The 26,938-nt window shown below is 43.3% G+C and carries 24 protein-coding genes and 1 tRNA gene; 13 read left to right on the top strand and 12 right to left on the bottom strand.

Annotated elements, in window-relative coordinates; genetic code table 11:
- Nucleotides 1-47 precede the first annotated feature (47 nt).
- Nucleotides 48-836, bottom strand: coding sequence for a prolipoprotein diacylglyceryl transferase (gene lgt / locus SWP_RS04995; RefSeq protein ID WP_020911308.1), 789 nt, complete (start codon nt 834-836; stop codon nt 48-50).
- 735 nt (nt 837-1,571) lie between these two features.
- Between lgt and SWP_RS04990 the strand changes: the two genes are divergently transcribed.
- From SWP_RS04990 to hemL, 4 genes are all read left to right on the top strand, one after another.
- Nucleotides 1,572-2,486, top strand: coding sequence for an FAD:protein FMN transferase (locus tag SWP_RS04990; protein ID WP_048908454.1), 915 nt, complete (start codon nt 1,572-1,574; stop codon nt 2,484-2,486).
- A 69-nt stretch (nt 2,487-2,555) separates the two neighbouring features.
- Nucleotides 2,556-3,728, top strand: coding sequence for a hypothetical protein (locus tag SWP_RS04985; RefSeq protein ID WP_020911306.1), 1,173 nt, complete (start codon nt 2,556-2,558; stop codon nt 3,726-3,728).
- A 229-nt stretch (nt 3,729-3,957) separates the two neighbouring features.
- A complete protein-coding gene (locus SWP_RS04980; protein ID WP_020911305.1) occupies nt 3,958-4,977 on the top strand; it encodes an aspartate carbamoyltransferase in 1,020 nt (339 codons plus the stop codon).
- A 28-nt stretch (nt 4,978-5,005) separates the two neighbouring features.
- Nucleotides 5,006-6,295 carry a glutamate-1-semialdehyde 2,1-aminomutase gene (gene hemL, locus SWP_RS04975; RefSeq protein WP_020911304.1) on the top strand — a complete coding sequence of 430 codons (1,290 nt, stop codon included), beginning with the start codon at nt 5,006-5,008 and terminating at the stop codon, nt 6,293-6,295.
- A 76-nt stretch (nt 6,296-6,371) separates the two neighbouring features.
- Here hemL and SWP_RS04970 read toward each other — a convergent pair whose 3' ends face one another.
- Nucleotides 6,372-6,557: a hypothetical protein gene (locus tag SWP_RS04970; RefSeq protein WP_044556279.1), complete on the bottom strand. Its 186-nt coding sequence runs from the start codon at nt 6,555-6,557 to the stop codon at nt 6,372-6,374.
- Nucleotides 6,558-7,010: 453 nt separating this feature from the next.
- Between SWP_RS04970 and nhaD the strand changes: the two genes are divergently transcribed.
- Complete coding sequence (nhaD, locus tag SWP_RS04965; RefSeq protein ID WP_020911302.1) at nt 7,011-8,258, top strand: sodium:proton antiporter NhaD; 1,248 nt, start codon at nt 7,011-7,013, stop codon at nt 8,256-8,258.
- A gap of 78 nt (nt 8,259-8,336) precedes the next feature.
- Here the strand turns inward: nhaD and SWP_RS04960 are convergent, their stop codons facing one another.
- Together SWP_RS04960 and SWP_RS04955 are read right to left on the bottom strand one after the other, a co-directional pair.
- Nucleotides 8,337-9,362 (bottom strand): general secretion pathway protein GspB, encoded by a 1,026-nt coding sequence (locus SWP_RS04960; RefSeq protein WP_020911301.1) that lies wholly within the window; start codon nt 9,360-9,362, stop codon nt 8,337-8,339.
- Nucleotides 9,362-10,957, bottom strand: a complete 1,596-nt coding sequence (locus SWP_RS04955) for an ExeA family protein (protein ID WP_020911300.1) — start codon at nt 10,955-10,957, stop codon at nt 9,362-9,364. The genes SWP_RS04960 and SWP_RS04955 overlap by 1 nt, the downstream gene beginning before the upstream one ends.
- Nucleotides 10,958-11,259: 302 nt before the next feature.
- Here SWP_RS04955 and SWP_RS04950 point away from each other — a divergent pair, with 302 nt between their 5' ends.
- Both SWP_RS04950 and SWP_RS04945 read left to right on the top strand, forming a co-directional pair.
- Nucleotides 11,260-12,486 carry a multifunctional CCA addition/repair protein gene (locus SWP_RS04950; RefSeq protein WP_020911299.1) on the top strand — a complete coding sequence of 409 codons (1,227 nt, stop codon included), beginning with the start codon at nt 11,260-11,262 and terminating at the stop codon, nt 12,484-12,486.
- A gap of 233 nt (nt 12,487-12,719) precedes the next feature.
- On the top strand, nt 12,720-12,986 hold the full coding sequence (locus SWP_RS04945; RefSeq protein ID WP_020911298.1) for an Lpp/OprI family alanine-zipper lipoprotein: 267 nt from the start codon (nt 12,720-12,722) through the stop codon (nt 12,984-12,986).
- A gap of 259 nt (nt 12,987-13,245) precedes the next feature.
- On the opposite strand, the gene SWP_RS04940 is transcribed toward SWP_RS04945, so the two are convergent.
- From SWP_RS04940 to folB, 5 genes are read right to left on the bottom strand one after another with little or no spacing between them, the layout of a single operon-like run.
- Nucleotides 13,246-14,145 carry a L,D-transpeptidase family protein gene (locus tag SWP_RS04940; RefSeq protein WP_044555681.1) on the bottom strand — a complete coding sequence of 300 codons (900 nt, stop codon included), beginning with the start codon at nt 14,143-14,145 and terminating at the stop codon, nt 13,246-13,248.
- 53 nt (nt 14,146-14,198) lie between these two features.
- Nucleotides 14,199-15,032: a putative RNA methyltransferase gene (locus SWP_RS04935; RefSeq protein WP_020911296.1), complete on the bottom strand. Its 834-nt coding sequence runs from the start codon at nt 15,030-15,032 to the stop codon at nt 14,199-14,201.
- 35 nt (nt 15,033-15,067) lie between these two features.
- Entirely contained in the window at nt 15,068-15,868 is an 801-nt protein-coding gene (locus SWP_RS04930; RefSeq protein ID WP_020911295.1) for an undecaprenyl-diphosphate phosphatase, read from the bottom strand.
- 24 nt (nt 15,869-15,892) lie between these two features.
- Entirely contained in the window at nt 15,893-16,384 is a 492-nt protein-coding gene (gene folK / locus SWP_RS04925; protein ID WP_020911294.1) for a 2-amino-4-hydroxy-6-hydroxymethyldihydropteridine diphosphokinase, read from the bottom strand.
- Nucleotides 16,385-16,738, bottom strand: coding sequence for a dihydroneopterin aldolase (gene folB / locus SWP_RS04920; RefSeq protein ID WP_020911293.1), 354 nt, complete (start codon nt 16,736-16,738; stop codon nt 16,385-16,387).
- Nucleotides 16,739-17,050: 312 nt separating this feature from the next.
- Here folB and plsY point away from each other — a divergent pair, with 312 nt between their 5' ends.
- Nucleotides 17,051-17,662, top strand: coding sequence for a glycerol-3-phosphate 1-O-acyltransferase PlsY (gene plsY, locus SWP_RS04915; RefSeq protein WP_044555680.1), 612 nt, complete (start codon nt 17,051-17,053; stop codon nt 17,660-17,662).
- A 75-nt stretch (nt 17,663-17,737) separates the two neighbouring features.
- Here the strand turns inward: plsY and tsaD are convergent, their stop codons facing one another.
- Entirely contained in the window at nt 17,738-18,754 is a 1,017-nt protein-coding gene (gene tsaD, locus SWP_RS04910; RefSeq protein WP_020911291.1) for a tRNA (adenosine(37)-N6)-threonylcarbamoyltransferase complex transferase subunit TsaD, read from the bottom strand.
- 230 nt (nt 18,755-18,984) lie between these two features.
- Between tsaD and rpsU the strand changes: the two genes are divergently transcribed.
- The 5 genes from rpsU to SWP_RS04885 all read left to right on the top strand — a co-directional run bounded on the left by rpsU (nt 18,985) and on the right by SWP_RS04885 (nt 23,743).
- Nucleotides 18,985-19,200, top strand: a complete 216-nt coding sequence (gene rpsU / locus SWP_RS04905) for a 30S ribosomal protein S21 (protein WP_020911290.1) — start codon at nt 18,985-18,987, stop codon at nt 19,198-19,200.
- A 7-nt stretch (nt 19,201-19,207) separates the two neighbouring features.
- Nucleotides 19,208-19,651 (top strand): GatB/YqeY domain-containing protein, encoded by a 444-nt coding sequence (locus SWP_RS04900; protein WP_044555679.1) that lies wholly within the window; start codon nt 19,208-19,210, stop codon nt 19,649-19,651.
- 104 nt (nt 19,652-19,755) lie between these two features.
- Entirely contained in the window at nt 19,756-21,486 is a 1,731-nt protein-coding gene (dnaG, locus tag SWP_RS04895) for a DNA primase (RefSeq protein WP_020911288.1), read from the top strand.
- 126 nt (nt 21,487-21,612) lie between these two features.
- The gene (gene rpoD, locus SWP_RS04890; protein WP_187148541.1) at nt 21,613-23,442 is read left to right on the top strand and encodes an RNA polymerase sigma factor RpoD; all 1,830 of its coding nucleotides are present in this window, start codon (nt 21,613-21,615) and stop codon (nt 23,440-23,442) included.
- Nucleotides 23,443-23,666: 224 nt separating this feature from the next.
- Nucleotides 23,667-23,743, top strand: a tRNA-Ile gene (locus SWP_RS04885).
- 550 nt (nt 23,744-24,293) lie between these two features.
- On the opposite strand, the gene SWP_RS04880 is transcribed toward SWP_RS04885, so the two are convergent.
- Both SWP_RS04880 and SWP_RS04875 read right to left on the bottom strand, forming a co-directional pair.
- The gene (locus tag SWP_RS04880) at nt 24,294-24,884 is read right to left on the bottom strand and encodes an HAD family hydrolase (protein WP_020911286.1); all 591 of its coding nucleotides are present in this window, start codon (nt 24,882-24,884) and stop codon (nt 24,294-24,296) included.
- Between the two features lie 394 nt (nt 24,885-25,278).
- Nucleotides 25,279-26,748 (bottom strand): carbon starvation CstA family protein, encoded by a 1,470-nt coding sequence (locus SWP_RS04875; protein ID WP_020911285.1) that lies wholly within the window; start codon nt 26,746-26,748, stop codon nt 25,279-25,281.
- Nucleotides 26,749-26,938 lie beyond the last annotated feature (190 nt).

Here is a 26,938-nt window from a genome sequence, read left to right as displayed (position 1 = left end):
GCGGTTTTTTATTAGTCCCATTAATTGCTTAACGACCTTTATGTTATTTAGCTTGTTTTAATGTTGCGTACATAAGGTAGTACTAACAATGCCACACCGACTAACAGGAACGGGATACTCAAAAGTTGACCGGCACTGAAAGTCCATGTATCAGCGTACACAGCCTGCTTAACCTTCACCATCTCAATAACAAAACGTGAGCTAAATACTAAAACTAAGAACAAGCCAAAAATAGCACCATGTTTCTGTTTCATTGCTGTCATTCGATAGATGCACCACAACAGCGCGAATATGGACAAGTAGGCGATGGCTTCATAAAGCTGAGCGGGGTGGCGAGGCAGCATATCGATCCTCTCAAAAATGATCCCCCATGGCTGATTCGTCGGCAAGCCCAAAATCTCTGAGTTAACAAAGTTAGCCATACGCACAAAGAAACCAAAGATTGCAGTCGCAATCGCTAAGCGATCGAGCAAGAACAGAAATGGCAGCTTAACCTGGCGCTGATAATAGTAGAGTGCAAGGATAGCGCCGAGACCGCCGCCATGGCTAGCCAAGCCCCCTTCCCATATCGCAAAGATTTTAAGTGGATGACTTAAATAATATGCAGGGTCGTAAAACAAACAGTGAGCTAAACGAGCGCCAACAATGATCCCCACCACGCAATACATGAGTAGATTATCTAGCGACTCTACCGGTAGGTTTTCCCTGACATAAATGCGCTTCATCACCTGAAAACCTGAGGCGATAGCTAACGCAAATAATATGCCGTACCAATGTACTTTAAGCCCCATAAAACTAATTGCTACAGGATCTACATTCCAAATTATATGGTCCAAATTTACCTTCCAATGCGATGCTTCTAAATCAAAACTCAAATCTATAGCGCAGTTTTACGCGCCCACTAAGGATTTGGCAAGGGCTTGAATCAATAAAGTCAAATCAAGCCAACTTTTAGTGCGCTTACATCGTTCACCCGCGAGCCATCACATCAACATGAATAGCATTTAGAAGTCTCTGAAAAATCGCTACTGTTCAAAACTCATGCAACCAATTAAGTGTTATCTGTCAGTCGTGACTATTACAACATTTATAAAGATCATCTGTACGGTTCACATTAATAGCAATAAGTACTAATTAAGACACAAGAAATTATTTAACTTAAATTCAGTCACATATTTAGGCATGCATCGACCCGAGTCAAAATAAATATAAAAAACAGATATTAACGCAACAACATTTAACCACGAATTAAAAGCACCTCTAATTTAGTTAGAACTAAGGAATCCAATGAAAAAACCAGCAAGCAGGAAAATAAAAACAATTTAAATCAGCAAGATAAAAAGATACGACCAGCCAATTACAATACCCTAAAGTCAATAAAAAATGTATCAATATGCATCAAAAACAATAACCTTGATTACAATCACATTTATAAAAAATCTCAACGTATACTTTAAAAAAACGCTAATAACACAGTTTTAAATATGAATCGCTTTTTGAAAGCTACACTACTAATAATAATATCATCGACCTGTTCGGCTCACGACATAAAGACGTTAAAAGGTTCCACCATGGGAAACACTTTTAAAGTAACCTGGGTAGAGGGTAATATATCAGCAGACAGGATGAACGAGCTATCCGTAAAAATAGATAGTAGACTTGAAGAGATAAACAAGTCGATGTCTACATGGGATAGCAGCTCTGAATTAAGCATTATTAATAACAGCGAACAGTTAAAGAATATTAATCTTTCCTCTGAACTTGGTGAAGTGGTAGCACAAGCAATTGTGCTTAATAAGAGCACTGAAGGTGCCTTAGATATTACCGTTGCTCCGCTAATACAGTTATGGGGGTTTGGCGTAAGTGGTAAAATTGAAAAGGCCCCGTCAGACTCAGAGATAGCAGCGGTAAGAGCGCTTACTGGTGCAGATAAAATTGCGATTGAGAATGGTAAGTTACAGCGTTCAAATAAACAGGTAACGTTAGATCTTTCAGCGATCGCAAAAGGTTATGCCGTCGATGCTATTGCGACGCTGTTAGAAAAAAATGATATCGACAACTATCTCGTCGACATTGGTGGTGAATTAAAGCTAAAAGGCACTAAGAAAAACAACAGACCTTGGGCAGTAGGGATAGATAAGCCATTTGCATATTCAACTGGACAAATAGCCGTCATCTCACCAAAAAATATGGCTGTTGCGACCTCTGGTGATTACAGGAAATACTTTGAAAGTAATGGAAAACATTATTCTCACATTATTAACCCACTCTCAGGCCGACCAGTACAACATACCGTAGTATCTGCAACAGTAATAAGTGAAACCTGTATGAAGTCAGATGGTTTAGCTACCGCTTTCATGATATTGCCGATATCAAAATCACTAGAAATAGCAAATAACAATAATCTTTCAATCATGATAATCGAGGACAAATTTGGAAAATTAACCACTCACTATTCAAATAACTTCAAGCAATACCTTAATTAAAAATACAAATTTTCGCTAAAAGCAATAAATAAAAACATAAGTAGAATAAATCTACGCAGGGGAATAAAAATGAAAAATAAATTTAAGCTTAGCCTACTTTGTGTCTCAATATTGGCACTAACGGGTTGTAATGATGATGACAATACTGATACTTCAGGATTAGAAGCACAAATAGCGGCACTGGAAACTCAAAATGCCGAACTGACGTCTTCGAATACATCTCTGGTTGAGAGCAATGATGCCCTACAAGCTGACAATACCGGTTTACAAGCAAAAGCTGTCAGCTACATCAGTAACTTTAGTGAGCAATGTGCAGAAGCAGGTGTCAAATTTGACTATGTGGATCCAAATGCTCCAGTTTCAGCTGCAAATGCGACGCCTAGCTACATGATTAAAGCGGCGGAAGAAGCCGACTGCATGTCTTGTCACACTTACGAAGCACCAGTAAAAGTACCACATACCGATTACGGCGCGACGTGTGCACAATGCCATGATAACCCACATACTGATGAGACGCCTGTTGATCCAGGTAACCCAACAGATCCAACCTTCACTCAACCCGAGAAACCAGACTCACTCGTCGATGGTAAAACAGGTGCTTCTGGCTCGTTCTATTACACGCCAGCCTCTTACCTAAATGCAGACTACCTCGCGACACGACTAAGTGGCTCAACCCATAACTTTGAGTGGGCAGAGGGAACTGATGAAGCACCAGGTGTTGATAGCTTAGCAGCGGCCTGTCAGTTAGAAGACAGAGAACATATCAAAGCCATGTTCCCAACTGACGGTAAGAGCTACAGCTTAAATGGTTTTAGCAACCAGATGGGCGCTAAGCTTATCTCTACAGTAAATAAATTTACCGATGAAGAAACCAATGAAATCGTTGAAACGGCAAACATTGCAATTTTTGGCTACGGCATGAAAAAAGAGGGTGACGACTACACGGTTTCAATGAGCATTGGTAAAAACAACACCTGCTACAATGCAATTATGAATGGTGAGGCACGTATGTCTTACTATGAGTATGATCCTATGCTTTCTGTTAAACACGAGCGTAACCAAGGTGCACGTATTCTTGGCACCATCGATTACACTAAAACCTCACTAAAAAGTTACGACTGGGTAACTGAAGTTCCAGGTTTAGGTGCTGGTGCGTCATTTACGCCAGAGCAAGTTGACTGGACGAAAGTCGGTGCTTGTTCTTTAGTCTTTAAAGTAGATAGCATTATTCCGCTCGGTTAATCGCTAACTTCAATATGCTAAACGGCTGCGAGATCACGCAGTCGTTTCTTTATCTATGCCCTCTGCCTACTCAAGCACTTTTTCCAACGCATATTCAATCCGTCGCATATTCCACTAGAACAGAATATTTGCTATAGTGCCGCCTCAGCCACCCTACATAAATTTAGGGCAAATTAGCCGCGTGATAACGCTAGCTAAAAAGCCCCCCAGAAATTGGAAATAAAGGCTGATGACTCAGTTTCAAGGTTCACATATCCTTTCGGTAAACCAGCTTAATCTGGATGCCGTGCAGAACATTTTCGACGTTGCTACTCGCATGACGCCTTATGCTTTAAGACAAAAAAGAACCACAGTCTTAGACGGAGCAGTGTTAGGCAACCTATTCTTTGAACCAAGCACACGTACTCGTATCAGCTTCGGTTGTGCGTTTAACCTGCTTGGCGGCAAGGTAAATGAAACCGTCGGTATGGCGTCATCCTCTTTATCAAAGGGCGAGTCTTTGTACGACACCGCTCGCGTGCTCTCAAGCTATTCCGATGTTATTGCTATGCGTCACCCTGAAGCGTTTTCAGTCAAAGAGTTTGCCGAAGGTAGCCGCGTTCCAGTGATTAACGGCGGTGACGGTTCAAACGAGCACCCGACACAGGCACTGCTGGATCTATTTACTATTCAAAAAGAACTCGCATCAGGCGGGCGCGATATCAGTGGCATGCATATCGCTATGGTGGGCGACCTTAAATTTGGTCGAACAGTACATTCTCTGTCTCGCCTATTGTGCATGTATAAAGATGTCAGCTTCACGTTAGTGTCACCTAAAGAGCTGGCAATGCCTGACTATGTGATCAATGACATTGAAAATGCTGGGCATAAGATCACAATAACAGACCAACTTGAAGGCAATTTAGATCGCGCTGATATACTCTATCTAACTCGAATTCAAGAAGAACGCTTCCCGTCACAGGATGAAGCAAATAAATACCGTGGTAAGTTTCGACTCAACCAGAGTATTTATACAAAGCATTGCAAATCAAACACAGTGATCATGCATCCTTTGCCACGAGACTCTCGTGAACAAGCAAATGAACTGGATAACGATCTTAATAACCACCCTAATCTGGCTATATTTAGGCAGGCTGATAACGGTTTATTAATTCGTATGGCACTGTTTGCACTGACGCTAGGTGTTGACTCTCAATTGGAGCAATATGAGCGCCCAGTCAATTGGTATTCACGAAAAGCTGAATTTTAATCAGGCTACTGACTTTTAAGGATCTAAAATGACCCGTTCCGACGAACTATTTGAACAGGCTAAAAAAACCATTCCTGGCGGCGTTAACTCTCCAGTCCGCGCATTTAATGGTGTTGGTGGTTCTCCACGTTTTATTGAAAAAGCTGACGGCGCTTATATCTTTGACGCCGACGGTAAAAAGTACATCGATTATGTTGGTTCTTGGGGACCGATGATCTTAGGCCATAACCACCCAAAAATCCGCGCTGCGGTTTTGGAAGCGGTAGAAAATGGTTTATCTTTCGGTGCACCAACTGAACTTGAAGTCACTATGGCTGAAAAAGTCATTGAAATGGTTCCTTCAATGGAGCAGGTGCGTATGGTTAGCTCAGGCACCGAAGCGACCATGAGCGCGATTCGTCTAGCTCGTGGCTTCACCAGCCGTGACAAAATCCTTAAGTTTGAAGGTTGCTACCACGGTCACGCTGACTGCTTGCTTGTTAAAGCTGGCTCAGGTGCATTGACACTGGGACAACCAAGCTCACCAGGTATTCCAGAAGATTTCGCTAAGCACACACTAACAGCGACTTATAACGACCTAGATTCTGTTAAGGCATTATTTGAGCAGTACCCAGATGCAATTTCATGCATCATTTTAGAGCCTGTTGCCGGTAACATGAACTGTATTCCGCCGGTCGAAGGTTTCTTAGAAGGGCTACGCGCTATCTGTGACCAATACGGTGCGTTGATGATTATCGATGAAGTAATGACAGGTTTTCGCGTATCTAAAAGCGGCGCACAAGGTCACTACGGTGTAACACCAGATCTTACAACACTGGGTAAAGTGATCGGTGGCGGTATGCCAGTAGGCGCTTTTGGTGGTCGTAAAGATGTGATGCAGTTTATTGCTCCTACAGGCCCTGTATATCAAGCTGGTACACTGTCAGGTAACCCAATTGCAATGTCTGCAGGTCTAGCACAGATGGAAGCACTTTGTGAAGATGGCGTTTACGAGCAGCTAGCTGCTAAGACGCAATATATTGCAGAAGGCTTTAAAGCGGCTGCCAACAAACACGGCATTCCAATGGCCATCAACTACGTTGGCGGCATGTTCGGTTTCTTCTTTACTGATGAAGAGAAAGTCACTTCATTTGAACAAGTCACTAAGTGCGACGCTGAAAAGTTCCCAGAGTTTTACCACGGCATGCTAGATGAAGGTGTTTACTTAGCGCCGAGCGCTTATGAAGCTGGTTTCCTATCGCTTGCGCATGGTGAAGCAGAGCTTGAAGCAACACTTGCTGCTGCAGAACGTGTATTTGCAAAAATGGCGAAAGGCTAACGCTTAACAGTCACTTTTGTAGACATAAAAAAGGAACACCTAGGTGTTCCTTTTTAATTTCATCAATTAAGAAGGGCTAACTTTTTGCCCGTACAGATGTTTTTATTACAACGACCGCAATTAACGCCTGTGCCAATAAAGTTAAATTATCGCGAACTAAACCTGGATTTTCAAAAACTCCTAATCCAACAAGTTGTTTCAAACTAACAAGTAGCCAAACAACTGCACCTAAGAGTAAAAAGCTTCGAACAAAAAAAGCCATTGTTTCGCCCTCAATCACTAAATGTTGTAGTAATACCAATCAGTATTTACTTTGAGCACAATATACTGTTCATTAATCAGTCAGTCAATAAATTGACAATGACAATTTATCGTCACTTATACCCTAGCGTTCTATAGGTGTTAATTAACAAAAATTAATGATTCAATCGGCTCTGTTCCCCCAGTTTCGATTAAGGGTAAACCCAAAGCCAAAACAACAGATACCACTGGCAATCCCTACCCCACCAGTTTAAAAGCCCACTAAAGAAACACTGCAACACCACTTAGATCACAATTCCATAGAAAACCTTGAACCAAATAACGGTTGCGTTCTGTTTTTCGCTGTGGTCTGATCGCCGCGCTATAACAAGGAAAGCTTAAACAGACCTTAAATAGCAGCAAACTGATACGAGTTTTCAGTATCCAATATCAAAACTTGCCTGTGAGTCGCCCTATGTTGTACGCATTTCTAATATCGCTAGCAGTACTTGCGTTGTTAAGTATTGTGTTTGAAGAAGTTACCCATCTCAATAAAGCTAAAACGACCCTATTTTTCGGATGTATCTCTTGGATTGCACTTTTTATGGCTGCGGGTGATCCCGGCCATGAAAAATTAATCGAAGAGCAGCTAAACGAAAACTTGCTTGAAATTGCCACGTTATGGTTATTCCTAATGTCGACGATGACATTTGTCGCTTACCTCAATGCAAAAGGTATGATCCAAATTCTGGTACAAAAGCTGTTCCCACAGCGAGTATCTGTTCGGATGTTAATGCTGCAAGTCGCTTTGTTCTCTCTAGTGCTTTCAGCTATCTGTGACAACGTTACAGCAACCTTGGTATCCCTTGGGTTACTAACAACTTTTAAGCTCGATAAGCAGATACGCCGACGCATGGCAGTGTTGATCATCTTTGCCGTTAACTCTGGCGGCGTAGCACTTATTACAGGTGATGTGACCACATTGATGATTTTTCTTGGCGGTCATGTACACATGTCGGAATTACTACTGCTATTCGTACCTGCAGCAGTTAGCGTCATGCTTCTTGCAGTGCTTTTCTCGCTAAAGGCTGAAGGGGAAGTGAGCACCACGCCGATTAAAAAGGAGGTGCGTTCAGTCGATATTATTATCGCGGTGATCTTCTTCAGCACCATTGTTATGACCATGGCACTCAATATCCTGTTTGGTATCCCTCCAGTGTTAACCTTCTTAACCGGCTTGTCGGTAATGTTCCTCGTTGGTCATACAACTCGCAGCAACAAAGAGGAGTTGCAGATTTTAGAGTATATTCGCCAAGTAGAATACGACACCTTGTTATTCTTCTTAGGCATTTTACTGTTAGTGGGGATGCTGAAAGAAATTGGCACTCTTGACCTGCTCACTCAGGTCTATTCTCAGTTCGATCCTAATATATCAAACTTTGTAGCAGGTATAGGTTCAGCACTGCTCGATAACGTGCCACTAACAGCCGCTTTGTTAAAGGCTGAGCCCCTACTTAATACCCCTGAATGGCTAGGGTTAACTTACTCAGTGGGTGTGGGTGGTTCACTGCTGGTCATTGGTTCTGCAGCAGGCATTATCGCCATGAGCAAAGTGAAGGAGTTAACCTTTGTTAGCTACCTAAAGTTCGTACCAGCGCTAGCACTCTGTTACAGCGTAGGTTATGGCCTTACTTTACTATTGGCTTACCATTTCTACGGCTAGTGGCAACACTATCCAACGGTTGTCATAATTAAAAAAGGCCTAACTTCTGTTAGGCCTTTTTGATAACTGCAACTATAGCTAAATTGCAGGGACTTTAAACTTCGTCCCTTCAATAGACAGAACGACATCACGCGGACGGATCTCGACGACAGTAAGCTTCCCTTGGATCATATCGCCCTGTTGCAGTTCTTTCCCATCAACATTCAACCAACGATTATCAGCCACACTTGAATAGACATGCGCATTAATATTGAATTCTGGTACTTGTAGTTGAAGCCCTGCTGGCAACTGCCCGTACTTAGGGATAGCATCCGATTTTGGGGTGGTAGGAATAGGATCTAAATCAGGTTGCGTGACTGGTGTTGCTACCGAATTTTCACGTTCAACTGCTTTTAGCGCGGCTTCAAATGCAGCCACTAGGTTATTATCTTTTTGTGGTTTAGCTTGTCTATCTAAACCGACATCAGCCGCTGCGAGATCAACTTCATACTGCAACGACGCCAGCATATCTTGGCCACGTTGGTTCGCATTAGCGCCTAAAATAATTGGCTCAGCATCACCACTGTTTGATTCAGTGCTATCAACCCGATTAGCCGCATCGGCTTCAACACTTTTCTGCGCTTTCAACACTGCTGCGAGTAAGTCTTGCTGCTCACTATTACCCGAAGCTTTAACTCCGCCAGAGTTATCGACAGTCTCGTTTACACTCGTAGGTTGTCGTTGGTAGCTGGATACCTCCGCGTTTGGCATCGCCTGCGCGACAGGTAACGCTACCTTTCCGGCAAGCTTAACGCCAGCAGCGTTAAATGGCCGCTCACTGCTCACAAATTGCGCCGTCTGTTGTTGGCTTTCAATTGGTGATGTATCGCTAATCGTTTGTTGAGCATTTTGGCTGTTAACTGCAGGTGTTAGCAGAACTTGACTCAACATCCAAGCTAACCCTATAACGGACAAAAATAGCCCAACAAAAAGCGCGATGCGTTTTGCCGTTCGATACTCATTATCATGCGTTTGGTACGGTGCGCGCGGCGTCATAACAACATCATGCTGAATCGCTTGTGATTGCTGCTTATCCCGCGTGACTGCATCAAGTAAAATAGACATTAATACAACCTCTTAGATTGACCTAAACGCGGGCCAATATCACTTAAGTAGAGGTTGAGCTGAACCAATGTTTGCGCCCCTGCAATTCCGTCAGCTCGTAGTCCGTGCTGACGTTGAAATTCTTTTACTTTTTGCTCAAGGTGGCTATCAAATTCGCTGACTAACCGTGGTGAAGACTCATTGATTATCGCCAAACTATTCTCTAGCCATTGCAGTTGTGCCTGGTTAGCTGACTTACCGATTTCGTTGACCTGACTCTTTGGCGCTTGCCATAAGATCTCAAATGTTCCACTAAAATGACGAGTAAACCAATCGCGCTTAACCCACAGTTGCTGTTCGTTAAGTTGCAGTAATATTTGTTCCCCTTGTCTCGCAACCACGGTGCCGTAAAATGCTTGTTGTTGCTCATCAACTAGATAAACAACGGCTGGGAAATTCAATCTCACAATTGAATTCCAATTGCCCTGCTGTTGATAACAAGAGAGTCCCTGCTGCTGAGCAGACTGACAAGCCGTTAAACCTATATAGGGTGTTTTCCCCCACAGACCTAATATGCTGGCATAGGCGGTATCGATATCGCGGCTTTGCGCTATTGCGCTTTTAAGCACTCGCTGACTACTGTCTAACTTTGGGGTTGTCACGACGGTTGGCTGGTTGCTAGATTGCGAGTTATTCGCCGTGCTGACATGTTCAGTCGCACTTTGGCTAAAGAGATAAAATGCGCCACTGAAGGTTAACACTAGCCCTGCAGCTAATGTGGCGGGTAGCCAATTATTACGCTTTTCAGGCTCCTCTTCTAACACCTCTAGCGACGCCATATTGATCATCTTGTTATCAATCGGCACTTTGGACTGGCCGTAGCTCGCCATTAAAGCACGTTCACACAGCAAGTTAATTAGTCTTGGGATCCCACCGCTATGTTTATGCAGCGCTTTTACTGCACTTTTATGAAATAGTGGCTCGTGACGCCCAGCAACCTGTAAGCGATGCTGCACATAAAGTGCAACCTCTTCAATGGTTAGCGGTAATAAGTGGTAACGCGCGGTTATGCGCTGGGCTAACTGTCGTAACTCCTGACGCTTAAGCAGTTGTTGCAGTTCTGGCTGCCCAATTAAAATAACCTGCAGTAATTTCTTAGTATCGGTTTCTAGGTTAGTCAGAAGTCTCAATTGCTCTAGCACTTCTGCTTTTAGATGCTGTGCTTCGTCAATAATAAGCACCGTATTACGCCCTTTACTGTGATTTTCCAGTAAAAAGGCACTTATCCTATCGGTCAGCTGCTTAAGAGTTGGTGATTCGCCATAGCTTATCTTTAATTCATCACACAAAGTGGCAAGCAGCTCTAACTCGGTCAGAGCAGGATTAAGAATAAAAGCGGTATCGGTGTTCTCTGGCAGTTGATTGAGTAAGCAGCGTGATACCGTAGTCTTGCCGGTGCCAACTTCCCCGGTCAGTAAAACGAATCCGCCAGTTTCACCTAAGCCGTAAGTTAAATGGGCTAATGCTTCTCTATGACGATCACTAAGAAAGAGATAATGTGGGTTAGGTGCAATCGAAAATGGATTATCTTTTAATCCAAAAAAAGCCTTATACATGCCGCTTTCAATCCTTTTGAGAGCTGTTCAACAGCAGTTACAGCCGTGAATAACTCCTCAGTTAATCAAACGCTTTGGTTATCGAGAAACTACGCCCCTTTGGGCAATTAGCTTGTCAGCAGACGCTTTGCGTTATGACAGAAATATAGAAATTGCACTCACGTTAAAGCCAAGCTGAAGCGTTGTCAAAACTTGCTACAGGTTAAACCGCTAAAGTAAGAGGTCTATCGTGACTGATTTTGACGTCGAACATCAATTTATCCATGCTAAACTAGCACTTATGTCCATAGATGAGTTTTAATGTGAAAATTTACCTTGTTGGCGGCGCTGTCCGCGATAGTTTGCTAGAACTACCAATTAAAGATCGTGATTATATGGTGGTTGGTGCAACACCAGAGCAAATGCTAGCTCAGGGCTATAAGCAAGTTGGCAAAGACTTTCCGGTATTTTTGCATCCAAAAACTCAGCAAGAGTACGCGCTCGCCAGAACAGAAAGAAAAACTGCAGCAGGTTATGGTGGTTTTAGTGTAGATGCGGCGCCGAATGTCACGCTTGAGCAAGATCTACTTAGGCGAGATTTAACCATCAATGCTATTGCCCAAGATGACCAGGGAAATAGATATGACCCTTTCAATGGTATTGCCGATCTTAATGCCCGATTGTTAAGACACGTTTCAGATGCCTTTATAGAAGATCCTCTGCGTGTACTACGGGTAGCTAGATTTGCTGCTCGGTTTCACTCTTTAGGCTTTAACATCGCAGCAGAGACAATGGCATTGATGACCAAGATAAGCCAAAGTGGTGAACTTGAAGCGTTAACCGCTGAGCGCGTCTATATTGAACTCGATAAATCCTTAACATCCGATGCACCACAAGTCTTCTTTAGCGTACTTAAGGAATGTGGCGCATTAGCGGTGCTATTCCCGGAGATTGATGCTCTATTTGGTATACCACAACCTGAGCAGTGGCATCCAGAAATCGATTCAGGAGTGCACACCCTAATGGTACTTGAGCAAGCCGCGAAACTATCTAATGATAATGCCGTTAGATTTGCATCACTAGTGCATGATCTTGGCAAGGCATTAAGCCCAAAAGCATCACTGCCGAAGCATCATGGTCATGGCCAAAAAGGCTTGCCGCTGATCAAGGCACTTTGCGAGCGTTTTAGGGTTCCTAATGAATATCGTGACCTTGCGTTACTGGTTAGCGATCAGCATCAGAATATCCATAATGCACATGAACTTCGAGCAGACACGATAGTGAAGCTTTTTGATAAAGCCGACTTCTGGCGCAAGCCACATCGTCTTGAGCAGTTGCTACTAAGCTGTGAAGCGGATGCTAAAGGCCGCACAGGTTTTGAACTTTCCCCCTATCCTCAAGCCAGCTACATTCAGCAATGCTTTAAAGCCGCCTCAAACGTTTCAGTGAAGGACATTATTGATGCAGGGTATAAAGGCGCAGAAATAAGGCAACAACTCACCTCTTCGCGTGTTGAAGCAGTACAAGAAATTAAGCTGAATCTCGAATAATGAGCAAAATGCAAAAATTTCAGCGTATTTCTATATTAATGGTCTAGTATTATATTTGTGTTACTTAGCATAAAAATCGCACTTAGCTTGCATTTGAGCAAATATTCGCTAAGGTATTCAGACCTTAGCACTAAAATGCATAGCAAAAAAATTTGTCTATGACATAATTAGGCTGTTCAGTTGTTACGTACAGCTGTGCTTATTAAATCCAACCTAAATAAAGGGAATTCCCGATGAATAAAAAAGTACTTATGATTGCTGGTGTAGCAATGACTGCCCTTCTAGGTGGCTGTGCAAACACTACTGCTCTTGAAGAAAGCGTTGCAAACCTAGGTAACAAAGTTGACCAGCTTTCAGCTGAAGTTAGCTCTCTAAAGTCTGATCACGGTAAAATGTCTGCAGACATCAATGATGCGAAAGCAGCAGCTATGGACGCACAAGCAGAAGCTAAGCGTGCTAACGACCGTATCGACAACGTAGCGTCTTCTTACAAGAAGTAATTACGTTTAGGAATTAGCTTATCTTATTAAGCGACTCCAAAGGCTTGATGCAAGGCAACTTGACCAAGCCTTAAATTTATCTGCTATCGCACAACTCAGCGTTCAGCAACCCCCTTCCTTCGCCCTCCATGGCGAGCAGGGATAAGTACTTCCGTGTACAACCCCCTTCCTTCGCCCTCCATGGCGAGCAGGGATAAGTACTTCCGTGTACAAAAAAGCGCCCACATATGGACGCTTAACTCAACCAAGCTTATTACAACTAGCTTTGAATATTGACTGGAATGCCATTTTGAGTCAGTAAGGCATCATTCGCTTTAGTGTAATCAACATCTTCTTGACCAATAAACTCTACCACATCACGATTCATCTCTATCACACGGTTACTTTGCCCTTCAGACTCAGACAAAGGTGAATGTACTTCAATAATTTGGCGTCCATCAGGCTCGGTAGAGATCTTAACGGTTTGGTTAATAACTGTGACTGAATCACCATACTTAACCTCGTTAAACAACCATTCAATATCATCAGGGTTTAGACGAATACAACCTGCACTGACTCGCATACCGATCCCAAAATCTTTATTGGTTCCATGGATCAAGTAGCTACCGTCACCGTAAGAAAGCTGAATGGCATATTTTCCTAATGGATTATCAGGGCCTGCCAATACTACTCTTGGCAGCTCCTCACCCCGCTCTTCTAAATGCTCTTTGCGGATACTCGCAGGTGGTGTCCAGCTTGGATTAGGGATCCGCGACTTTATCCGAGTCACCATCTCAGGTGTCTCTCGACCTATTCGGCCGATACCAACAGGGAATACGTGCACCTCTTGGCCGCCTTTAGGGAAGTAATACAACCTTAGCTCTGCTAAGTTAATCACCACCCCTTTATGCGGTACATCAGGCAACAACATCTGAGTTGGGATTAATAAACGAGTGCCAGGTCTTGGCAAAAATGGATCAACACCTGGATTGGATTCCATTAACTCCAAAATGCCTATGTTGTACTGTTTAGAGATAGTTTGAAAATAGTCGCCCTTTTCCACTACATGCTCCTGTAACTCACCCACTAGACGGCTGCCGTCTTGCGGGATCTGATACACGTTAGCAGATGAAACTAGCGGTAAAGCAGCTAAGATGAACAACAGCAATGTACGCATCATCAGTATTTAAAATTCCGTTAGGTTGAATAAATTAAGATTACCTTGAGCGGCAATTATTTTCTAGTCATCAGGCTAATCACAAAGTCTATCTCTAATGAATCAAACTTCGCCTGTTGAATATGATGGCGCACATTATCATTGGCGCGCCACGCATATGGCGTCATTTCAAGTAGCGCAATCGCCTGCTCACCGGAAACACTCACCTTAATCGACAACCGCTCGCTCTGCACTAACTCAAGCTCTTTTGGCAAATTATGGCTGACAGGTTTTTCACTCAAATCAGGGTAGATAAACTCTCTTATTTGCCACAAATGCCTTGGACCTGCAGCCACCTGTAATAAAATTCCCTCTTGCTTAAGCACCCGCGTTAGCTCTTTTCCCTTAAGTTGTTTATCGATTAAGGTCACTAAATCAAAGCTTTCATCTTTAATTGGCAGGTGCTTTAAGTTTGAAACGATATAAGTCGGACCACTTTGCGCCTTAGCTGCAGCAAAAATAGCGTTCTCTGCTTCAGAGATCCCTGTTTGCTCAACAGCGATATCAGGTTGTTGCTCAGCGAGAATATCCTTAACCGTTCTTAAAAAATAACCTTCGCCGCAATCATAATCTAACTGTGACAATGACTTACCTGCTGAAAACTGCGGTAATTGACCAATCATCTCAGCCATTTTCTGTGCAAGCGGTACATAAATTCCTGATTCAAGTACGTAGCGCTTAGCACGCATCACTGCTCTAGAGTCAATCTTGGGCTTTTTAACCTGGCCAAAGAGCCAATATCCTTGCTCATTCTTGTCAAAGTGGTGCTTATTCTCACAATGCAGCCCTTTCGACTCTTCATGCAGCATTAAGCCTGACTGGCAAATGGGACAAAGATAAATACTGTTCATAATACGCTCACTGTTCAAATAAATAGGTCTAGCTTTTAAAGAAAGATAAAACCACACAAGACGGCGCCGAGTACTAATCTGTAGATCACAAATGGCGTCATGCCCATTTTGCTTATAATCTTCAAGAAGTAATGGATACACACATAAGCTGCGATAAATGACACCACAATACCTAAGCCCAACGCTTGGTAATCAATTGCTTGACCGCTCGAGAGCAAATCTTTAGTCACTAAGATCGCCGCACCAAGGCTCACAGGCACCGACATCAAAAATGAAAATCTTGCTGCTGCTTCACGGCTTAAGCCAAGCATAAGTGCAGCGGTAATTGTCGCACCTGAACGCGACGTCCCCGGAATGAGTGCCATAGCTTGAGCGAGACCAATAACCAATGCTTTTTTCCAACCTACTTGGAACTCATTAAAACCTTGGCGCTGCATTCTGTCTGCCCACCAAAGCAGTAAACCAAAAATGATAGTCGTTGCAGCAATCACTTCGATATTACGCAGGTACGTCTCAATAAAGCCTTTTGCCGTGAAACCAACAATCACAGCGGGGATAGTTGCCAATATAATCCACCAAGACAGCTTACTCTCTTGAGTCTGTTTGCCACTGGCTATACTGCCAGTCCAAGCCATAAACATAGAATACAATTCTTTACGGAAATACATTACCACCGCGAGCAATGATCCCGTATTCACTGCCACATCAAAAGATAGCCCTTGATCTTGCCAATCCAATAATTGCGCCGGTAAAATGAGATGCGCAGAGCTTGAGATGGGTAAAAACTCGGTGAGGCCTTGAATTAGCGCCAATATAATCACCTGAAACGTGTCCATAACTATCCTATTTAAAAAAGCGACTTAAGCAGACCAATTGAACTCAATAGGCCATAATTTTTGTTGTGATTTTTCATACTGCTTCCAAAGGTGCAAGTATGACTCTTGGGCCACTGGGTGACTTAGCTCGGGAGCTATCTCAGCTAACGGCCACAGTACAAATGCGTTATATAAAATTTCAGCACGTGGTAGCACAATTGGCGCTTCACAAACCACATCATCATAAAGCAGTAGATCCAAATCTAAAGTTCTGGCTGCAAACTTTTTAGCCCCCACAACACGACCATGATCTTGTTCAATTTGTTTGAATCTGGCGACAACGTCTTCAATGGATAATTCGGTCTCGGCTGCAACAACCATATTAAGAAAGTTAGTCCCATCAAAACCGACCGCTTCACTCTCATAAACCGATGACAGCACTAACTTATCAAAGTGACAATCCAAATCAATTAATGCTGCCTTAAGGTAGCGAGCAGGCTCAATATTGCTACCTAAACTGATGTAGATCTTGGCCATTTATGCATGACCTCTCTCGATCTCAACACCGACGGCTTGAGCCGTTGGCACAGCTCCAGGTTTCATCACTTTGACCTTAACCCAAGGCACATTGAACTCACTCATCACACAAGTCGCTACCATCTCAGCAACGGTTTCAATCAATTCAATAGGCTTTTCAGTAATAAGCGCTGTAAGTCGATTCGATACCGTTTCATAGCACAGTGCATTCTCGTAAGAGTCGCTCGCCGCAGCCAAACGATTATCCCATGCCATATCTAAATCCAGTAACAAGGTTTGATGGATCTGCTTTTCCCATTCATAGATCCCAATAACGGTTTCTATTTTAAGCTCTCTAATCAGTACTTTATCCATGTTTTCTCCAAAACCTTAATCATTGCCACTGAGGTCTGATAAGCTAAAACGAACAAAAAGGATATAATCCCTCCTAAAGCAGAGATATTACCCTATGGCTCTTTCGAACAAGGACAAATCCAAGTAGGATAAGTTCTCGTAAATAAAGAATTAATAAAAACAGCCGCTTTAATAGCAAGGTAGCTAACAGAGATATTCAAAGCTGTTTTTTGTGCTCCAATTCACTGCCAAATCCATAAGACTGTCAGTTGAATATAAAGAGCGTTTTTTTGTGTGGCGCGATAATACCCTAAGACGGATAAGGAAACCAATTTGACCACAATAGCACTAACAATATTAATGATAATGGGCGCCTATTTGGCAGGCTCAATATCGAGTGCTGTTCTGGTTTGTAAAATGCGTGGCCTTCCCGACCCGAGGACTGAAGGTTCTGGTAACCCAGGCGCTACCAATGTGCTACGCATAGGCGGCGCGAGCTCAGCTGCGCTGGTACTATTTTTTGATATGCTAAAAGGCGCTGCGCCCGCTTACCTAGCCTTTAGGTTAGGCGTTGATCCAATCGCATTAGGCTTAATTGCCATTGCAGCCTGTTTAGGACACATTTTTCCAATCTTTTTTGGTTTTAAAGGTGGTAAAGGCGTAGCTACGGCTTTTGGCGCAATGGCACCTATTGGCCATTATTTGGCGCTATTTCTCATGTTAACATGGGCTGTCATCGTGCTAATCACCCGCTACTCATCTTTTGCAGCCATATGTACAGCATTACTCGCCCCCGTATACACCTGGTGGATCGACGATAGATTTACCATTCCAGTGGCAATGCTTTCAACGCTTATCGTGATCCGCCACCGTGACAATATTAAACGCCTGTTAAAAGGTGAAGAGTCTAAAGTGTCTCGTAAAAGGCGTAATAAGAGCTTATAAAGTATATTCACCTTACGTGAAAAGGTCATAAAAAAACGGCGCCAATAGCGCCGTTTTTTTATTGATAGCCAGTAGTTAATCGACAGGCTCTAAAGTATCCAGCGGCCATCTTGGTTGACCTTTAACACCAAGGTCATCGGTTTGCCCTGCTTTCAAGCGCTGTAGACCCGCGTAAGCGATCATCGCACCGTTATCGGTACAGAACTCACCACGAGGGTAAAAAACCTTACCACCAAGGTTAGTCATCATTTCAGCTAATTGAGCACGTAAACGCGTATTAGCACTCACCCCCCCTGCAATCACTAAACGCTGGTAACCCGTTTGCTTTAACGCTCGCTTACATTTTATCGCTAAGGTATCAACCACAGCCTCTTCAAATGCACACGCTATATTCGCTCGTGTTTGTTCATCATTTGGCTCCGCTGCTATGGTGTTAGCTGCAAATGTTTTAAGCCCCGAGAAGCTAAAATTAAGTCCAGGTTTATCAGTCATAGGTCTTGGGAATCGATAACTATTAGCCACTCCCTTGGCTGCTAGCTTCGACAATCTCGGCCCACCAGGGTAATCAAGCCCCATCAATTTAGCGGTTTTATCGAATGCTTCGCCTGCTGCATCATCTACAGATTCACCTAGAACCTCATAACGGCCAATCCCTTCAACGCCCACAAGCATTGAATGACCACCCGATACTAATAACGCAAGAAACGGAAACTCAGGCACATCATCTTCAAGCATAGGCGCAAGTAGATGCCCTTCCATATGGTGCACACCAATTGCAGGCTTATCCCACGAAAACGCTAATGCACGGCCAACACAGGCCCCCACAAGCAAAGCACCAATAAGCCCTGGCCCCTTGGTGTATGCAATACCATCAATATCTTCAATGGTCATATCGGCATCAGCTAATGCTTGGCGGATCAAGGGTACGATTTTACGAACATGATCACGAGAAGCCAGCTCAGGGACAACCCCACCGTAATCGGCGTGCAATTTAACCTGACTATATAAGGTATGTGATAAAAGCCCTTTGTCATCATCATAAACGGCGATTCCCGTTTCATCACAAGATGTCTCTATTCCTAAAACCCGCATTGTTTCTCATCTTTACTTCATATATATTGCCGACAATTCTACCTGCTGTGCTTTAATTACTCCATAGCACAACCGCCATCTATGTCGATTATTACCGAACAGACGCAATTCTGATCACGAATAAGGGTTTACAACCAGGGGGCGAGTCGGTATAGAATTCCGCACCATTTTTAAATTATCTGAGTCAAGTAATTGTCTCAATACAACCTACACCTAAGGGGTGATGGCGTATGCCAATTATTAAAGTACGTGAAAACGAACCATTCGACGTAGCTCTTCGTCGTTTCAAGCGCTCTTGTGAAAAAGCTGGTATCTTAGCTGACGTTCGCGCTCGTGAATTCTACGAGAAGCCAACTACTGCACGTAAACGTGCTAAAGCCGCTGCTATCAAGCGTCTTGCTAAGAAGCTTTCTCGCGAAAACGCACGTCGCGTACGTTTATACTAATCTCATTATGAGCCTAATTGATCAGCTAAAAGAGCAAATGAAAGCCGCCATGCGTGCCAAAGAAAAGGTACGCTTGGGGACTATTCGTATGGCACTAGCGGCCATCAAACAAATTGAAGTGGATACCCGCGAATCTTTGAATGATGACCAAGCTATAGCGGTCTTAACCAAAATGGTTAAACAGCGTCGTGATTCTATTGCTCAATATGCAGCAGCAGGACGTGACGAATTAGCACAAATTGAAGCAGATGAAATTCAAGTACTTGAAGAGTTTTTGCCTCAACCTCTTACTGAAGAGGAAATTGTTGTGCTAGTTGATGCAAGCATCTCTGAGATGGGTGCATCCTCCATGGCGGATATGGGTAAAGTAATGGGATCATTAAAACCTAAAGTAATGGGCAGAGCAGATATGGCGGCAATTGGCGCTATGATCCGTGAAAAACTCAAGTAGTTTTTGTTTTAATGATGAATAAGCCGTGCTTTTGCGCGGCTTGTTTGTTTTCGATTTTCTCTATTTTAACTTCACGAAATTAAAGGCGGCATTTAACAACACTAATGGCGATACCTCGTGATTTTATCAATGAGCTAGTAGCTCGCACTGACATTGTCGACTTAATCGACCCTAAAGTGCCCCTAAAGAAGGCGGGTAAAAACCACTCTGCCTGTTGTCCTTTTCATAGCGAAAAATCTCCCTCTTTTACCGTTAGCAGAGACAAGCAGTTTTATCATTGTTTTGGCTGCGGCGCACACGGAAACGTTATTGATTTTGTCATGGAATATGACCGACTCGACTTCGTGGATGCAATTGAAGAACTCGCTGGACAGTTAGGACTAGAAGTTCCTCAGGAACAAGGCACTGGTAAGCCTCGCGATCAAGAGCTTAGTCGTGATTTATACCAACTGATGGAAGAGTCGAGTTTATTCTTCCAAAGTCAGTTAAGACAACACCCAGATAAACAGAAAGTGCTTGATTACTTAAGCCATCGTGGGCTTTCAAAAGACGTAGTCGAACATTTTAACATTGGTTTTGCTCCCGATGGATGGGACGGCTTATTAAGCCGATATCGTCAGAATCAAGATTCACAGAACAAGCTACTCACTGCTGGCATGGTCATCGAAAATGACAGCGGAAAGCGTTATGACCGATTTCGTGACCGACTCATGTTCCCGATTAGGGACCGACGCGGCCGAGTTATTGGCTTTGGTGGCAGAGTTTTAGGAGAAGGTACGCCAAAGTACTTGAATTCTCCAGAAACGCCCATATTTCATAAGGGCAATGAGCTTTATGGGTTATATGAGCTAAAACAGCGTCATCGTGATCCACAACAAGTACTCATTGTTGAAGGCTATATGGACGTCGTTGCTCTAGGGCAATTCGGTGTCGATTATGCCGTTGCGTCGTTAGGTACTTCAACTACCGCTGATCAATTTCAGCTGTTACTGCGTAGTGCAAAAGAAGTTATCTGTTGTTATGACGGTGACAAAGCGGGTAAAGAAGCCGCTTGGCGTGCGCTAGAAACTGCATTGCCTTTGTTAAAACCTGGCAATCAAGTTCGCTTCATGTTTCTACCTGAAGGCGAAGACCCTGACACGCTAGTGAGACAAATCGGCAAAGAACAGTTCGAACAGAATATTGGCCAAGCCATGGCACTTCCTGAGTTTCTATTTGAAAACTTAGCGAAAAAATTTGGTAAAGAAGACAAAAGTGTTTTGGCAAAAAATGCCATTAAACTGATAGAAAAAGTGCAAGACACTGTACTGCAGAGTCTGCTGCTTGAAGATTTAGCACATAAGCTAAGAATGAACGGTGCTGATGAGCTTAAACGAAAATTTAACTTTTCGACTAAGACGGCCGATAAACCTAAACAGCACAAAGCGTTGAAAGGACGTGGTACTCCATTGCGACTAGCCATTGCATTGTTAGTACAACATCCGCGCCTAGGTGAAAAATTACCTGAGCAACTCGCGCTAAAACACGTACAAATGCCAGGCATTGATTTGCTAGCTCTTGTACTAGATTTAACTCGCGGCAAAGTAATGAGCAGCGCACAACTACTTGAACAGTTCAGGGGCGATAATCAATTCAGCACCCTAAAAAAACTGACCCAATGGGATCATCAAGTGGCGGATGAAAACTTACTTAAAGAGTTAAAAGGCACCTTAGTGTGGTTAAACAACCAGTATCTGGAGCAACGCTACCAAGAGCTGAGTTTGAAAACTAATCTCACAAAAGATGAAAGATTACAGCTTAGCAAGCTAATCTCAGTGATTAAAAGTAAGGCATAGATTCGAAATCTGCCTCAAAAGTAAACACTTGGACTAGCACAGTGAAGCACCGAAGGCTATAATTAACGACTTGCGCGGCTGTTTTTTGCCCGTCGTTTTAACTGTTTCCCAACTTGGATGATATCTATGGATCATACTCCGCAGTCGCAACTTAAATTGTTGCTTGCCAAAGGTAAAGAGCAAGGTTACTTAACCTACGCAGAAGTGAACGATCACCTACCTGCAGACATGGTCGACTCTGACCAGATCGAAGATATTATCCAGATGATCAATGACATGGGTATTCGAGTCTATGAACAGGCTCCGGATGCTGATGAAATCATGATGTCTGAAGACAGCACCGATGACGATGCTGCCGAAGAAGCTGCTGCCGCATTAGCGACAGTGGAAGCTGAATTAGGTCGTACTACTGACCCTGTCCGCATGTACATGCGTGAAATGGGTACCGTTGAGCTACTGACCCGTGAAGGCGAAATTGTTATCGCCAAGCGTATTGAAGAAGGGATCAACACGGTTCAAGCTTCAGTTGCTGAATATCCACAAGCAATTGCAATGATCCTAGAGCAGTTTGATCGCTTCGAAGCAGAGGAAGTTAGACTATCTGACATCATATCTGGTTTCATCGATCCAAATGCAGAGGATGTTGCACCAACTGCAACTCACGTTGGTTCTGAACTGTCTGATGAAGAATTAGATGATGAAGACGATGATGAAGATGATGAAGACGAAGAGGAAGGTCCAAAAGGTCCAGATCCTGAAGAAGCGAAAGAGAAATTTACTACGCTTCGAGTCGCTCACGAAAGAGCATTAGAGATCATCTCTATCAAAGGTCGTGGCCATCCAGAGTCTACAGTAGCCCTTTTTGAAATCGGCGAGATCTTTAAAGAGTTCCGTTTGATGCCTAAGCAGTTTGACCGCTTAGTAAAAAGCATGCGCGCGATGATGGACAAAGTCCGTGTTCAAGAACGTTTGATCATGAAGCTTTGTGTTGAACAAGCGAAAATGCCTAAGAAAAACTTCGTTAAGGTGTACACCAGTAACGAAAGCAGCATCGAGTGGTTCAATGAAGAGCTAGCATCGGGCAAGCCATACGCAGAAGGCCTAAAAATGGTCGACTACGATGTTCAGCGTTGCCGCGCAAAGCTTGACGCGATTGAAACTGAAACCGGTCTAGCCATCGGCGCAATTAAAGATATCAACCGTCGTATGTCTATCGGTGAAGCGAAAGCACGCCGTGCGAAGAAAGAGATGGTTGAAGCGAACTTACGTCTAGTAATTTCGATTGCTAAAAAGTACACCAACCGCGGTCTACAGTTCTTGGATCTCATCCAGGAAGGTAACATCGGTCTAATGAAAGCGGTAGATAAGTTCGAATACCGTCGTGGTTATAAGTTCTCAACTTATGCAACATGGTGGATCCGTCAGGCGATCACTCGTTCTATTGCTGACCAAGCAAGAACGATTCGTATCCCAGTACATATGATCGAGACGATCAACAAACTAAACCGTATCTCTCGTCAAATGTTACAAGAGATGGGTCGCGAGCCATCACCTGAAGAGCTTGCTGAGCGTATGTTAATGCCTGAAGACAAGATCCGTAAGGTACTTAAGATTGCTAAAGAGCCAATCTCAATGGAAACACCAATTGGTGACGATGAAGATTCGCACTTAGGTGACTTTATCGAAGATACGACGCTAGAGTTACCGTTGGACTCTGCGACTGGCGAAAGCTTACGTAACGCAACACATGAAGTTTTAGCAGGTTTAACCGCCCGTGAAGCGAAAGTACTGCGTATGCGCTTTGGTATCGACATGAATACAGACCACACGCTAGAAGAAGTGGGCAAGCAGTTTGATGTAACGCGTGAGCGTATTCGTCAAATTGAAGCTAAAGCGCTACGTAAGTTGCGCCACCCTTCTCGCTCAGAGATTTTGAAGTCGTTCCTAGACGAATAGTCTTAAATAAAGAGACGAATAGTCTTAAACTCGATTCAAAACTCTTTGAAAAAGCTGCCTTATGGCAGCTTTTTTTGCTTCAATCGCTACTAATCGGCTTTATATTGATTAACAGATAAGCAGTTGAGCTATTAGAGGTAAAAACAGCTAAAAACTCAGGTGACAAGCGCTTTTAAACCTCGTATACTTCTTTTCGCTTTCGGTAGTGACGACTATCCTAAGTCGGCCCCTTAGCTCAGTTGGTTAGAGCATACGACTCATAATCGTCAGGTCCCCAGTTCGAGTCTGGGAGGGGCCACCAATTTTGATAAGCCGCTTAAAGAAATTTAAGCGGCTTTTTCATGTCTGGAATTCCTGTACAAATAGCATAATAGTCACTAACTCTTGCAGTTCAACTCTAAAAAGAACCAGCAATTAAAACGAAGAAGCCTACCTTGTGTACGCTTTTTTGTGTCTGGAATTTATGGATTGTGGAAAACCTGCGCCTCAACTGCTAGATGAATATAATCGTCATCTATTCACGCAGTTCGAGTCTGGGAGGGGCCAGCAATTTTGATAAGCCGCTTAAAGAAATTTAAGCGGCTTTTGTGTGCCTGGAGCACTTATGCCACTTTCCAAGGATGGAATGAAGTGGTATTCATGTCTGGAATTCCTGTACAAATAGCATAATAGTCACTAACTCTTGCAGTTCAATTCTAGAAAGTGCCAACAATTAAAAATGAAGAGGCCTGCATTAACCTGCTGGCTTTCTGTCCCTCAAATTTGAGGCTTATCGGCTCTTAATAATAGTTGAACATCATCACCAGCTATTTACGTAAAAAGTGCTGCAGAACTAACAACGAGATTCGAAGCTACACTTTTACCCCATTCATATAGGGGTGTTCTGCAAGTGCTAGCATGGCGAGATCCTCATGAGTGTCACCGTAGGCAAATACTTCGCTGTAGTCAGCTAAACAAAACTGTTGCTGTACTTTGATTGCTTTCATGTCGCAACTGCAATCCCCACTCTTATAGCGGCCAGTGTAACAACCTTGCTCTACAGCCATCTGGCTGCAGATTAACCTTATCCCCATAGATTCACACCAAGGCTGTAAGTAAAGGTCAAGGGATGCCGACACCAATACCACCTTTGCGCCGTCAACCTGATGCTGTTTAAGCACAGACAGCGTTTCAGCTCGCAGGGATTTGGGGATCACCTCCTGCGCGTATTGCTTACCAAGTGCAGTTACCGTTTCTACATCTCGCCCTACAAAAGCACAATAGCTCACCAGTGGCCTGAGTTTACGAGCAGGAATAACCCCCAATCGGTAGAGTAGGTATAATGGAGAAAGGAAAATAGAGCCAAGAAACAAACGTATAGGAGTGGCCGAATAAAGGATGAATCGAGTGTACATATCATGATGGGTCAGTGTGCCATCAAAATCAAACAGGGCTAACTTCAAACAATACTCCTTTTAACTCGCGAGAGTTATACCAATTGCATTAAGTATTTGAGCAGTTCAGAGCCCCTCAGCCTTTTCAATTCAAAGCGCATTGGTAAAGAAATGGTTATTCCCTTTTAAGCCAATGCAAAGCAGAAGTGGAAAGACTGAGGGGCTCACGTAGTGCGGCTGAGGTTAAACAAATTGGCAAGCGCTGTATGCTTCGCTATGGGATTTGGATATAGAATAACTATTAGCTCAAATTCCACTACTTGCCTACAGCGTTTTGAATTCCCGCTGAATGGTCAAACTTTTAATGCAATTGGTATTACTCAGTAACTTTCTCTCGTTTAACTCTTGTTATCCACTCACTAAAAAAGGGCTGCAAGCAGCCCTTTTTTAGAAACTAGTTATCCTATGACTCAGCAACAACTTTACGTTTCTGATGGGCAAGTATCAGTCCAATTAAACAGATAACACCAACTGCAATACCTACAGGTTGGCTCATCTCTTGTGGCAAACCTAGGCCTATACCTGCAGTCATAATATAGGACACAGTCACACAGGTACCAACGATGGCGGGTAAGCTCACTATCCAATGGAAAGTTCCGCGGTCAAACAGGTACTTAGTTGCTAACCACAATACACTGGTCGATAACAACATATTCGAGAACGCGAAGTAACGCCAGATCAATGAGAAATCAATTTTAGTCATGAAGTACGCAATGATTAGAATTGGAATGGCTAACAATAGACGGTTACGCATACTTTGCGGGATCTTAAATGCATCTGTAATGGTTAGTCGTAGAGAGCGGAATGCAGTATCACCTGAGGTAATCGGGAAAATCGCTACTGCAATAATCGCCATGATACCACCTGCAACCCCAAGGTAAGTTGTTGCAACTTGGTTCACAACTAGGCCTGGACCACCTGCATCGAGGATGCTCTTAAGCTCTACATAGCCGCCTGGGAATGCTGCGATACCAGCCAAAGCCCATACACACGCTACAATACCTTCTGACATCATCGCACCGTAATAAACGGGGCGAACGTATTTCTCATTAGTTAAACAACGCGCCATGATTGGTGCTTGAGTAGAGTGAAAACCACTGATCGCACCACATGTAATGGTCACAAACAGCAGTGGCCATACAGGTAAACCATCAGGGTTAGGCGCTAATAGATCATTGTTATAATGGCTATGGTCAAAATAAGCGAAGATATCCCCCATCTCAGGTAGCTGTGGAGCGCTGAATAACAATCCAATAGCGATAGAGACTGTCATAACAATCATCAATAAGCCGAACAGCGGGTACAGTTTAGTGATGATTTTATCGATAGGAAGCATGGTCGCAAAAAAGTAGTAACCAAGGATCACCAATACCCAGAAGGTATTATTGGCGAGAATCGTTCCTTCAAAGTAATCCAAGCTACTTAGCAGTCCAGCAGGGCTCATAATAAATACCACCCCGACGAAGAACAGCAACATCGCAGTGAAAATCAGCATGACGCCTTTGAAATAGATATTGAAATAATGGCCTGCAATTTCTGGCAGGCTCTTACCATCCTCTTTAATGCTCAATACACCAGAGAAGTAGTCGTGTACTGCGCCACCAATAATGTTACCCAATACAATCCAAACCAAAGCGATTGGGCCATATAATGCACCTAAGATAGGACCAAAGATTGGCCCAACACCGGCAACATTAAGAAACTGAATAAGGTAAGCTTTAACTGGATGAACTTTTACGTAGTCCACACCATCATCAAAGCGGGTTTGAGGGGTTTTTGCTTTAGGATCAATGCCAGCTTGTTTCTCTACAAAAGGGCTGTAGAACTTATAAGCGAGCAATAATAATCCAATGCAAATAAAGAAAATAAGCATGTTTTGTTAGTCCGTATTTTGTAGGGTAATTATTGTTATCCAAGTGTCAGTCACATCTATAGTATGGTCAAGTAACAATGTGTTATACCAAGGTCGAGTTCGCATCTTTGCTTTTTTAAAGTAGAGAGAGTTCACAGCTTTACTGCAAGCTAACAATATTACTGACCTCTAATTAACAAATCCTACAAAA

The organism is Shewanella piezotolerans WP3, assembly GCF_000014885.1.
Classification (GTDB): domain Bacteria; phylum Pseudomonadota; class Gammaproteobacteria; order Enterobacterales; family Shewanellaceae; genus Shewanella; species Shewanella piezotolerans.
This window is presented reverse-complemented; position numbering and strand designations above follow the sequence as displayed.